10 protein-coding genes and 1 pseudogene are annotated in these 11,927 nt (G+C 60.3%); 7 read left to right on the top strand and 4 right to left on the bottom strand.

Annotated elements, in window-relative coordinates; translation table 11 throughout:
- Positions 1–211 precede the first annotated feature (211 nt).
- Positions 212–1,087: a CPBP family glutamic-type intramembrane protease gene (locus RBB80_RS03360; RefSeq protein ID WP_433966909.1), complete on the top strand. Its 876-nt coding sequence runs from the start codon at positions 212–214 to the stop codon at positions 1,085–1,087.
- Here the strand turns inward: RBB80_RS03360 and RBB80_RS03365 are convergent.
- The 3 genes from RBB80_RS03365 to RBB80_RS03375 form a co-directional block, all read right to left on the bottom strand.
- On the bottom strand, positions 1,012–1,782 hold the full coding sequence (locus RBB80_RS03365) for a CPBP family glutamic-type intramembrane protease (protein WP_433966910.1): 771 nt from the start codon (positions 1,780–1,782) through the stop codon (positions 1,012–1,014). The two genes, RBB80_RS03360 and RBB80_RS03365, sit on opposite strands and share 76 nt — an antisense overlap.
- 65 nt (positions 1,783–1,847) lie before the next feature.
- Complete coding sequence (gene fusA, locus RBB80_RS03370; protein ID WP_433966911.1) at positions 1,848–4,001, bottom strand: elongation factor G; 2,154 nt, start codon at positions 3,999–4,001, stop codon at positions 1,848–1,850.
- Between the two features lie 391 nt (positions 4,002–4,392).
- Positions 4,393–5,289, bottom strand: coding sequence for a LacI family DNA-binding transcriptional regulator (locus RBB80_RS03375; RefSeq protein ID WP_433966912.1), 897 nt, complete (start codon positions 5,287–5,289; stop codon positions 4,393–4,395).
- Between the two features lie 622 nt (positions 5,290–5,911).
- Here RBB80_RS03375 and RBB80_RS03380 point away from each other — a divergent pair.
- Positions 5,912–6,688 (top strand): hypothetical protein, encoded by a 777-nt coding sequence (locus RBB80_RS03380; protein WP_433966913.1) that lies wholly within the window; start codon positions 5,912–5,914, stop codon positions 6,686–6,688.
- Positions 6,685–7,335, top strand: coding sequence for a glucoamylase family protein (locus RBB80_RS03385; protein ID WP_433966914.1), 651 nt, complete (start codon positions 6,685–6,687; stop codon positions 7,333–7,335). Before RBB80_RS03380 ends, RBB80_RS03385 begins: the two co-directional genes overlap by 4 nt.
- A 127-nt stretch (positions 7,336–7,462) precedes the next feature.
- Here the strand turns inward: RBB80_RS03385 and ligA are convergent.
- Positions 7,463–9,612 (bottom strand): annotated as a pseudogene (ligA, locus tag RBB80_RS03390) (NAD-dependent DNA ligase LigA).
- A gap of 251 nt (positions 9,613–9,863) precedes the next feature.
- Here ligA and RBB80_RS03395 point away from each other — a divergent pair.
- The 4 genes from RBB80_RS03395 (at position 9,864) to RBB80_RS03410 (ending at position 11,862) form a co-directional block, all read left to right on the top strand.
- Entirely contained in the window at positions 9,864–10,211 is a 348-nt protein-coding gene (locus RBB80_RS03395) for a hypothetical protein (protein WP_433966915.1), read from the top strand.
- Positions 10,163–10,783, top strand: a complete 621-nt coding sequence (locus tag RBB80_RS03400) for a formate/nitrite transporter family protein (protein ID WP_433969460.1) — start codon at positions 10,163–10,165, stop codon at positions 10,781–10,783. The genes RBB80_RS03395 and RBB80_RS03400 overlap by 49 nt, the downstream gene beginning before the upstream one ends.
- Positions 10,784–11,008: 225 nt before the next feature.
- Positions 11,009–11,650 (top strand): zinc-dependent alcohol dehydrogenase family protein, encoded by a 642-nt coding sequence (locus RBB80_RS03405; RefSeq protein WP_433966916.1) that lies wholly within the window; start codon positions 11,009–11,011, stop codon positions 11,648–11,650.
- Positions 11,651–11,703: 53 nt separating this feature from the next.
- The gene (locus tag RBB80_RS03410; RefSeq protein WP_433969462.1) at positions 11,704–11,862 is read left to right on the top strand and encodes a zinc-binding dehydrogenase; all 159 of its coding nucleotides are present in this window, start codon (positions 11,704–11,706) and stop codon (positions 11,860–11,862) included.
- Positions 11,863–11,927: the final 65 nt, after the last annotated feature.

Genomic DNA, 11,927 nt, shown 5'->3' on the forward strand with positions numbered 1-11,927 from the left:
AAATACAAGCCTTAAAACCAAACAGCACCGGTTACCACCTCTTATCGCCCTCTCCGACCAACGGGAGGACCAGGCATTCCAATCAGCCCGAACAAGGTATACAAGTCACGAAGTGACCGCCCCACGCGGAGTGGGCCCGTCCGGCAGGACCTCTCTTTCGATCTACACCACAGGAGAAACGCGCCTCCCTCCCTATACTGAAGCCCATCAGATGATCACTCCCGCCAACATATGCGCTGCCCTCCTCACCCTCATCCCCTTCCTCGCGTCTGCCTTCTTCGGCGAAGCCCTCCGTCGACGCATCCGATCTCTCCCCACCTCCATCAAACTCGCTCTACCCTCAGCGCTGAGCCTTCCCTATCTCGTCGTAAGCCTCTCTGCCACCACCTTTCACTGGAGTTGGTTCTTCCTCTATGCCCTCCTCCCAATTGCCGTCACGCTCCTCCTGCATCAAGCACGCCGGGTCGACCCAGACCAAACCGGCACCTGGCGAGACTACTTAGTACTTATCACCCTCGGCCTCGCCGTCGACCTCCGCTGGTTCGAGCCCGCATGGCCTCCACACCTGGCCATCTTCAACAAGATGATGCTGCTCAACGCGGGCATCTACGGCTTTCTGTTTATCCGCGAACTGAACGGCGTCGGCTTCGACCTCCGTCTCCGACTACGCGACCTCCGTATCGGCCTGCGGGAGTGGACTTTTTACATCCCCATCGCTCTCGTACTTGGTCTCAGCCTCGGCTTCCTTCACTTTCATTCCCACTGGCCGCGGCTACTGCAGCTTGCGGGAGCCTACCTGTTCACGTTCCTGTTCATCGCAGTTCCCGAAGAGCTCTTCTTCCGCGGCTGGCTGCAGAATCTCCTCGAACGCCGCCTGGACCGCACACAAGCTCTTCTCCTAACCAGCGCCCTCTTCGGACTCTCCCACTTCAACAAGCGCGCCATCCACTTCAACTGGCGTTACGTTGTGCTGGCCGCCATCGCCGGCATCTTCTACGGCAGAGCCTGGCGTCAGGACCGCCGTGTCGGAGCCTCAGCCATCACCCACACCACCGTCGACACCTTATGGTCCATCTGGTTCAGATGATGCCGCACATGTGGCCTATACCGCAGATAACCAAGCCCCACCCGCATATTGTGCTGCACCGAAGCCGGCAAAGTAACCGCGACGCAGACTCCAAGAATCGCATGCGCCATCCCCAGCGTAAACAAGTTGCGATACCGCAGAAAGATCAGACCCGCCAACAATCCCCACACCAGCGTCATCGCCGTCAGCACCGGATTCGGCAGATGCGCCAGCGCAAACAGTCCCGCCGCACCGATCACCGCAACACGCCGATCATCCGTCAGCTTAAGCAAGCGACGCAGCACAAAATCGTTCAACAGAAACTGCTGAAAGAATGACCAGACCGCATAGCCCCAGAAGCCCTGCACAAGGCGCAGCGCACTATGCGGCCCATGCAGCGTCTGCTCTCGCATCGCAAAGGTCACCGCTCCCGCCGCAAGACATAGAGCAATCCCGACAACCCACAGCGAACGGAAAAACCCCGCGACCCGCACTCCCATCGCGTCCCAACCGCTAAAAGAGCTCCACGTCGCGTACCCAATCCAACCAAGCGTAGCGAAGTAAAGGACAGTCCGCAGCGGCGCAGGTGTCCAGATCACAATCAGGATCAGCCCATACCCCACCGCCAGATCAATCAGCGTCCGTCTCTTCCACCCGGCAGCACCCGGCCGCTCTGGTCCAGAAAAGTCCAACGCGTTGGCTGAACTCGCACTCATAGCACCCAATCCGATAAATTCATCGGATCTTTATATTAGCGCCCACCACCATCTGACGTCAGCTTCTACTCCTCCGCCTCATCGTGAGCCGGCTGCTTCGCATTAGCCAGAATCTTCTGCGCCAGCAGGGCCGGAACCACCTCGTAGTGATCCATCTCCATCCGAAAGCTCCCCCGCCCCTGCGTAATCGAGGTCAGCGTCGTCCCATAGCTCAGCATCTCCGCCATAGGAACCTCCGCCCGCACCGTCGTTCCCGCGCCGCCGCTCTCCATCCCCTGCACCCGGCCGCGCCGCCCGTTGAGATCTCCCAACAAAGCCCCTGCAAAATCATCCGGAGCCTCGATCTCCACCCGCATCACCGGCTCCAGCAGCACCGGCTTCGCCTGCTCCATGCACTTGCGAAACGCCAGCCGCGCCGCCATCTTAAACGACATCTCGCTCGAATCCACATCGTGGTAGCTGCCATCGAACACCGTCACCTTCAGGTCGACCACCGGGTACCCCGCCAGAAATCCACGCGCCGCCGACTCCCGAACCCCCTTCTCTACCGCCGGAACATACTGCCGCGGAATCGCCCCTCCGAAGATCTCGTTCCCAAACACCACTCCGCTTCCCCGCGGCATCGCCTCCATCCGAACCTTGCAGTCCCCATACTGCCCATGCCCACCAGTCTGCTTCTTATACCGTCCCTGCGCCTCCGCCCGCCCCAGCACCGTCTCCCGGTAAGGTATCTTCGGCGCCTTCAAGGTCACGTCCGTGTGGTATCGCCTCTTCAGCTTCGAAACCACCGCCTCAATATGCTGCTGTCCCGCCCCGGCCACCAGAAACTCGTTCGTCTGCGGATCGCGGAAGAACTTCACCATCGGATCTTCTTCCATCACCTTATGCAGAGCCGGCCCAAGCTTATCCTCGTCCGCCCGCGACTTCGGTTCAATCGCATAGGTCATCGCCGGCTCGGGCATCGGCACCGGCTCCAGATAAACCTCGTGAGCCTTATCGCCCAACGTGTCTCCCGTCAAAGTCACCCGCAGCTTCGCCACCGCTCCAATATCTCCCGCATGCAGCTCCGAAACCTCAACCGCCTTCCGCCCCTGCATGATCGAAAGATGCGCCAGCCTCTCCGGCTCGTGCCGCGTAAAATTCTGCACCGTCTTATCCGTCGTCATCATCCCGCTGACAACCTTGAAGAACGAGATCCGCCCCGCAAACGGATCCGTCATCGTCTTATACACATAGAGCGCGAGCGGCTCTTTATCATCCACCCTGCGCATCACAATCTCGTCCTGATCGCCCCCCGCACCGCCCACGTTCACACCGTTCGAAGACGAATGCAATATCCCCCGCGTAGCCACCGGCTCTCTCTCCGTCGGCGCTGGCGCATATACCTTCAAAAAATCCAACAGATGATCCGTCCCAACATTCCTCAACCCGCTCACATACAGCACAGGAAAGATCCGGTCCTCACGAATCGCCTCGTGCAGCGCGACGATCAGATGCTCCTCCGGAATCGTGCCCTCGCGAAAGAACTCTTCCATCAACTCATCCTTCCCCTCCGCGACAAGCTCCACCAGCGCCTCGTGCGCGACCTTGGCATCCGCCTTCAAAATCTCCGGGATCACCCCAACCTCACCACGCCCATCTCCATCCGGCTGATACAAGTAGGCCTTCATCGTCACCAGGTCCACCACACCGTGGAATCCATGCTGATCGACGATCGGCAGCTGCACCGGCACCACCTGCCGCCCCCACTTCTCCTGCAACTGCTCAATCATCCTTTGCCGGCCCATTCTGCTGTCAGCCTTCGGGTGATCCACCTGGTTGATCGCTATCACGCGCGGCAGCGTCACCTCGGCTGCGTACTTCCACACGCGATCAGAGACCGCCTCCGCCCCCGCCTGCGCGTTCACCACCACCAGGGCAACCTCAACCGGCAGCATCGCCGCACGCGTCTCATGCACAAACATATGAAATCCGGGCGTATCGATCAGGTTGATCTTGATCCCGCTCCACTCCGCAAAAGCTACCGCATTCGACATCGTTGTCCGCCGCGCGACCTCTTCTTCGTCATACGCCGTCACCGCCGATCCGTCCTCTATCCGCCCTCGAGTCATCGTCATCTTCGCCGCATGCAGCATCGCGCAGATCAACGTCGTCTTCCCACTATGTGCATGGCCCACCACAGCCACATTACGAATGTCGTTTCCCAGATAGACCTTCATGGCAAACTCTCCTTCACCTCAGAGCTGATAAATCTCCATCGGTTACAAATGAGATCTCACGGAATGGGGATCGATCCGCACTCTCTTCAACAAACAGCGGACGCCGTAACTCGCCATCGAGTTCAGCCCCCGCAAGGACCGCTATCTCGAGGAGCAGGGATGCTATCACAAACAGGCTTTCAGCTTCCCCCTCTAATTTGCGTCACATTTGCGTCAGACGCGACCAAACCAGACAGCCTCTGAAACAAAAAAAGTTTAGCGACGTTTCAGCTATTTCGACGCATCGATGGCATCGCAAAGATCAATGCCTCGTGTCTCCTTCCACCAAGCCTGCCCGTCACAAAGAACAACCGAAGCACCCCCGCAAAGCCAGAAACTCCCGCCAGCGCTATCATTTCCCCGTCCCGGGAGGGCACGTCGACTCCCGCACTACCAACTCCGGATCGACTACAATCTCTTGCGCGTGGTTCCCTCCTGCTGCCGCCGCGATCTGCAGCAAGACCGTCTGGGCCGCCAGTGTTCCCATCGTCCGCAGCGGTTGCCGCACCGTCGTCAGCGCAGGATTCTGAAACGCCGCCGACTGCACATCGTCAAATCCCACAACCGAAACATCCTGCGGCACCCGCAGCCCGGCCTCCCGCAGCGCCTTGATCGCACCGATCGCCGAGACATCATTGAACGCAAACAACGCGGTAAAGGTTTCGCCACACGCCAGCAGCTTCTGCGTCGCCAGATAGCCCGGTTCATGCGTCGGCTGATCTCCCTCAAGCTGCATCACCAGCTGCGGAAATATCGTCAAACCTCTCTTCTCCATCGCATGCCGAATTCCTCGCCAGCGCGACTCCGTATCGGAGCTGAACTTCTGCCCCTTGATAAACGCCAGCCGTTTATGTCCCAGTCCACTCAGGTGATCGATCGCAAGCTCCGCCGCCAGCCGATGGTTCAGCACAATGTTGGTCACGCCCTTCGGTTCATGATGTCCCGAAACCGTCACCGTCGGAATCGCCCACCGATCCCGCAGCAGCGTATCCACCGCGATCACTCCCTCTACCGCGCGGTCTCGAAAGAGCCGTTCGCTCCTCTGAATCATCTCTTCGCGATGATGATGGCTGATCAAAAAATAAAAATAATCCGCCTGCATCAGCTCATGCTCGATCCCACTCAGCACTAGTGTCGCGTACCCTTCACTTACCTCAGGCACAATCACTCCAACCGTCTGACTCCGCCGGTTACGCAGCGAGCGGGCAAACAGATTCGGCCGGTAGTTCAGATCCTCTGCCGCTTTCAAGATTCGATCCTGCGTCGCCTTCGGGATCGAACGAGCAGCTGGCGCCCCACTCAGAACCCGAGAAATTGCAGCCATCGACAATCCGAGATGATCCGACAAGACCTTCAGGCTTGTCGGCTTGTGCTCTTGCGTCTTCGGTTCCTGTGTCGCAGTTTTTTCGCGCTTACACGCATTCATGCAGTCTGTCACAAGTACGACTCTTTGTACGCGTTCCATTAAATCCTCGACAAAAACCCTGATGCTCTCCCACAAACCCTCCCGGACACGATCCTTGACACTTCTTTTCCGAAACAGGCAACATTCACATAGGCAAACGTTTGCCTAGTCAACGCAGCCAAGAGATCGCTAACAACGCCGGACCTTCCCGGTGGATTCTCAAACATCCTTGCAACGACCGATACCGCAATCCAGGTCCCAACCACTCCACTCCACCTTCCCTGACAAAATCATTCCCGGGGAAGATCGCACCAGCATCAACATTCACCCCGGAGCATCCAAATATCGGGGACCCGCTCCAGGTCTTCATGAAAACAGGACGCGCTCTACAACGTCCGCGTTACTTTTACACGATTCACAGAGTCAGACACGTCTGCAGTCTTGGCAGGAACGTACGATAGAGAGAATGAGTTTCAGCACCTCGACTCCGCCTAAAATCACGCGACGAAGCGCGGCCAAACTCCTCGGCGGAGCCATTCTGTCTGGTTTTGCAGCAGCCCCTCTCCAGGCGCAACAGGCAACCTCGCCCCAGCCGGCATACACACGTCTGCTGAGCGACGAAGACCTCGCCTTTCTCGAAGAGATGGAGCGCGCGGGCTGCCTCTACTTCACCGAACAAGCCGACCCGGCCACAGGACAGGTCCTCGATCGCGCCACCAACAAGACCGCCACCGGCGAGTTCGACCAGCACTTCGCCGCCAGCATCGCCGCAACCGGCTTCGGGCTTACCGCACTCTGCATCTCCGACAGGCGCGGCTACCTCGACACCGATCGCATCAAAAAGCAGGTCATCACCACGCTCGACTTCCATCTCAACAGGATGCCAAACGAGCACGGCTTCTTCTACCACTTCAGCGACGTCAAGACCGGCAAGCCCCTCATCAACGTCGAAGTGTCCTCCATCGACACAGCCATCTTCCTCTGCGGCGTCCTCACCGTCCGCGCCTACTTCAACGATCCCCAAATTACCTCCCTCGCCACTCAGCTCTACAACCGTGTCGACTGGCCCTGGATGCTCAACGGCGGCAAGACCTTCGCCATGGGGTGGCGCCCCGAGACCGGCTTCATCTCCACCCGTTGGGACCATTACAGCGAACTGATGATGCTCTACCTTCTCGCCATCGGTTCGCCCACCAATCCCATCCCCCTGACTCCTGGAGCGCCTTCACCCGGCCTCCCATGACCTTCGGCCCCTACTCCTACATCAGCGGACGCGACCCTCTCTTCATCCACCAGTTCTCCCACGCCTGGTTCGACTTCGCCGGCAAGCGCGACGCCTACGCCAACTACTTCTCCAACTCCATCACCGCCACGCGCGCCCACAAGGCCTTCTGCCTCGGCCTCAAACGCGGCTACACCGACGACTACTGGGGCGTCTCCGCCTCCGACTGGGAGCACGGCTACTCCGCCTGGGGAGGCCCTCCCCTCATGGGTCCTGTCGACGGGTCGGTCGTCCCCTGCGCCGCCGCCGGTTCGCTCCCCTTCCTCCCCCACGACTGTGTCCGCGTCCTCCGCGCCTTGCGTGACAACTTTGGCAAAGACGCCTGGGGACGCTACGGCTTCTGTGACGCCTTCCACCCCGATCTCCACTGGTACGACCCCGACGTCCTCGGCATCGACCTCGGAATCAGCGTCCTCATGGCAGAAAATCTTCGCAGCGCCTTCGTCTGGGACACCTTCATGCAGAACCCCGAACCGGCCGCCGCCATGAAGGCATGCGGATTCCGCAGCGCTCGTCAGACCACCAACCCCTCCGAGCCAAAACCCACCGCCATCCCCAGTCCCGACCAGCCCGTAACTCCAAGCACCAACCGCCCGCCCAGTCTTTAGGAGGCCCGTCTCCAGCAGCCCGCAACGGGAGGACCCACACCGCAAACCTATCAAGACCGGTGTACAAGTCACGAAGTGACCGCCCCACGCGCAGTGGGCCCGTCGGGCAGGACGCGCTCTCTCGCAACTACCCCAGCAGCTCCAGCAACCCCTCCTCATCCAGCACCTTCACCCCCAGAGAGTTCGCCTTATCCAGCTTCGAGCCCGCCTCCTCCCCCGCCACCACGTAACTCGTCTTCTTACTCACACTCCCCGAAACTCGCCCACCCGCCGACTCGATCTTCTCCTTCGCCGACTCCCGCGTAAGATTCGGCAGCGTCCCCGTCAGCACAAACGTCAATCCCTCCAGCGTCGAAGTCGTCACTCGCTTCTCCGCCGTCATCTCCAGTCCCAGCGCCGCAAGATCGTTTACCAGCTCACTGTTCTTCTCCACCGCAAAGAACTCCACTATCGCCTGTGCCACCTTCGGCCCCACCTCGTTCACGGCCTCTAACGCTTCGCTCGCCCTCTCCGCATCCTGGGTCGCCGCCGTCATCAGCTCATCCATCGAGCCGAAATGCTCCGCCAGCAGTTGCGCCGTACGCTCGCCCACAAACCTGATCCCCAACCCCAGCAGCACTCGAGCCAGTCCCGCCTCCTTCGAGCGCGCAATCTGCTCCAGCAGTGCGTCCGCCGTCTTCTCGCCCACTCGCTCCAGCCCCAGCAAGTCCTCGCGCTTCAGCCGGTACAAGTCGCCAATCGTATGGATCAGCGGCCTCCGCACCACGACCGGCGCACCCTCCTCCGTCACCACCTCTGCATCGCCACCCAGTTCCGGGCTCTGGCCAAGCAGCTGCGCCACCATCGCGTCGCCCAGCCCTTCAATGTTCATCACTCCGCGCGCCGACCAATGCAGCAGCTCTTCACGAACCCGTGCCGGACAAGAGTTGTTGACGCACCGCCAATCCACCTCTCCGTCAATCCGCTGCAGTTCGCTCGCACAAACCGGGCAGTTCTTCGGAAACGCAATCTCCTTCGTCCCCCGCGAATGCGCCTTATCCTCCACCACCTCCACAATCTTCGGAATCACATCCCCGCCCCGTTCCACCTGCACAAAATCCCCAATGCGAACGCCAAGCCGAGCAATCTCATCCGCGTTATGCAGCGTAGCCCGCGACACCGTCGTCCCTCCAATCAACACGGGAGCAAGCGCAGCCGCCGGAGTCACCTTCCCCGTCCGCCCCACCTGAAACAACACACCCTCGAGCTTCGTAATCCCAGCCCGCGCCGCAAACTTGTACGCAATTGCCCACCGCGGAGCCTTCCCCGTAAACCCAAGCCTCCGCTGCTGCGCCGTAGCATCCACCTTGATCACAACACCGTCAATCTCATATCCCAGCGTGTCGCGCAGCGGCTCAGCATCCGCAATAAACTTCACTACCTCATCGATACTCTTCAGAGCCTTGGCGTCCTTGTTCACGCGAAAGCCCGACGTCTTCAAAGCCTCCAGCGCAGTCGACTGCTGCGGCAGCAAAAACTCCCCATCCTTTAGCAAAAAGTAAGCATAAAAATCCAGTCGCCTCTGCGCCACAATGTTCGGCTCGAGTGTCCGTATCGTCCCCGCCGCGGCATTCCGCGGATTCGCTGCCGGAGCCTGTCCCGCCGCCTCCTCTCTTCATTCAGCTTCACAAACGACGCCTGCGGCAACACCACCTCACCGCGAACCTCAAAGCTCTGCGGCAAACCCGCCGCTTTCAACTTCGCAGCCGAGATACTCAGCGGCACAGACCGAATCGTCCGCACATTGCTCGTCACATCCTCGCCAATCGACCCATCCCCACGCGTCAGTCCCCGCACCAGATGCGCCGAGCCATCCTTCGCACCATGCGCCCCATCTTTGCCTGATCCAGCCCCATACTGCAGCGCCAGCGACAAACCATCCAGCTTCAACTCGCACACATATCGCACCGCATCCGTACTCGGCAGCGCATCCCGCACCCTCTGATCCCACCCCCGCAGCTCCTCTTCGTTGTACGCGTTATCCAGCGACAGCATCGGCCGCGAGTGCGGCATCTTCGTGAAACCCTCCTTCGGTTTGCCTCCCACACGTTGCGAAGGCGAGTCCGCCGTCACCAACTCAGGATGCTTCTCCTCGAGCTTCTTCAGCCGGTTCATCAGCGCGTCGTACTGCGCATCCGTCAGCTCCGGCGCGTCCTCAACGTAATACAAATATTCATGGTGACGAAGCTGATCGCGCAGTTCCTGTATCTCTTGGTCCGGTGTCAACGTAGTCGCCATAGGCGAAATTATAAAAGCTGGTGTCCTGCCGGACGGGCCTCCTGCGCGGAGGGCGGTCACTTCGTGACGCGTGTACCGGTCTCGGCAGGATTGGCAGCATAGGTCCTCCCGTTGGTCGGAATCATCTTTCCCTCCGACCAACGGGAGGACCAACGCACTTCACTCACCAGAAAAAGGTATACAAGTCACGAAGTGACCGCCCTCCGCGCAGGAGGCCCGTCCGGCAGGACATAATTCTGCATCTCACACTCATGTCCTACCGCCTTCGCCGCTACCCGCCCGCCCCTCCGGCCAGCCAGGACGCGCAGAAAAACCTCGAGCGCCCCAGCGCCCAGGACATCTACGAGCAGGTCGCCAACAACGCCCGTCAGGAGCTCGGCCGTTCCAGCATCTCCCTCGCCATCTCCGGTCTCGCCGGAGGCATCTTCATGGGCCTCTCCGCTCTCGGCAACGCCATCGCCATCGCTCTCCTCACCACGCCGGGCACCGTCCCCACACACACCATCTTCTTCGTCGGCAAGATGTTCTACCCCTCGGCTTCATCGTCGTCATCCTTGGCCGCTCCCAGCTCTTCACCGAAAACACCCTCTACCCCGTAGCCCTCGTCCTCGCCGAAAAGAAACACTTCTGGAAGACCCTGCGTCTCTGGGCCACTGTCCTTCCCGCCAACGTCCTCGGCGCTCTCACCTTCGCCGCCCTCGCCGCCCTCACCAACGCCGTCAATCCAGGCGTCGTACAAGCCCTCGCGGGCCTCGGCCTCGAAGCCATCCACAACCCCGCCGCCACCATCTTCTGGAGCGGCGTCATGGGCGGCTGGATCATCGCCACCGTCGCCTGGCTCGTCTCCGGATCGCACTCCATCACCGGATCCGTCATGATCATCTGGATGCTCGCCTTCGTCGTCGGCCTCGGCAACTTCGCCCACTGCATCGCCACCAGCGGCGAGATCCTCGCCGCCGTCCTCATCGGCAAAACCCCATGGATGAGCTACTTCACCTGGCTCCTCCCCGCCGTAGCCGGCAACATCTGCGGCGGCGTCGGCATGGTCACCCTCCTCGAATACGGTCAGGTCATCTACGGCGGCGACGCCGAAGCCGAAGCCATCGCCCCCCATCCGAAAGAAGAGACCAGGACCGAAGAGACCAGGACCGAAGAGTCCGCAAAAGCCTGACCCCTTCCCTCCGAAATCCGCGCCCTTTCGCCCACACACTCATCCAAGACGCAAGCAGCAAAATTTCAGGAGCCTATTCGCCATGCCCGACACAGTAAAGATGGTCCGCTTCCACAAAATCGGCGGCCCTGAAGTCCTTCAGTTCGACGACCTCCCCTCCCCGAACCAGGCAAGGGCGAGGTTCGCCTCCGCGTCAGAGCCATCGGCCTCAACCGCGCCGAGAGCATGTTCTTTCACGACCGCTACCTCGAAACGCCCGTCCTCCCCTCCACCAACGGCTACGAAGCCTCCGGCATCGTCGAAGCTGTCGGTCCCGGCGTAGACACCAGTTGGATTGGTAAAAAGGCCAGCACCACACCAGCCTTCTCTCTCAACCACTACGGCGTCTATGGAGAGGTCGCCATCGTCCCCATCCACGCGGTCGCCGAGTACCCCTCCAAGCTCTCCTACGAAGAAGGCACCAGCATCTGGATGCAGTACATCACCGCCTACGGCGCACTCATCTACTACGGCCACCTCACCAACGGCGACTACGTCATCATCACCGCCGCCAGCAGCAGCGTCGGACTAGCCGCTATCGAGATCGCCAAAGCCGAAGGCGCCACCAGCATCGCCACCACGCGCACCTCAGCCAAAAAAGCCGAGCTCCTCGCCTTAGGTGCCGATCACGTCATCGTCACCGACGAAGAGGACCTCGTCGCCCGCGTCAACCAGATCACCGCCAACCACGGCGCACGCATCGTCTTCGATCCCATCGGCGGCAAAGGTCTCGAAGCTCTCGCTAACGCCACCGCAGTCCAGGGCACCATCTTCGAGTACGGCGCGCTGGCCATGGAGCCAACCCCTTACCCCTCTTCACCGCACTGAGCAAGCGCCTGATCATCCAGGGCTACACCCTGCGCGACATCCTCGCCGACCCAATCAAATCTCAAAATGCGAGAAAGTACGTCTTCGACAACCTCGTCGCCGGCAACTTCAAACCCCGCATCGACAAGACCTTCCCCTTCGCACAGATCGTCGAAGCCCACCGCTACATGGAATCAAACGCGCAGATAGGAAAAATCGTAGTCACACTCTAGAGTCGACAGCTGCAGACGAAATCTCTAGCGCCGATGGGTTCGGTGATCCGTCATCTCGACTCCCT

This window comes from Tunturiibacter gelidiferens, from assembly GCF_051013345.1.
In the GTDB taxonomy this organism is placed as follows: domain Bacteria; phylum Acidobacteriota; class Terriglobia; order Terriglobales; family Acidobacteriaceae; genus Edaphobacter; species Edaphobacter gelidiferens_A.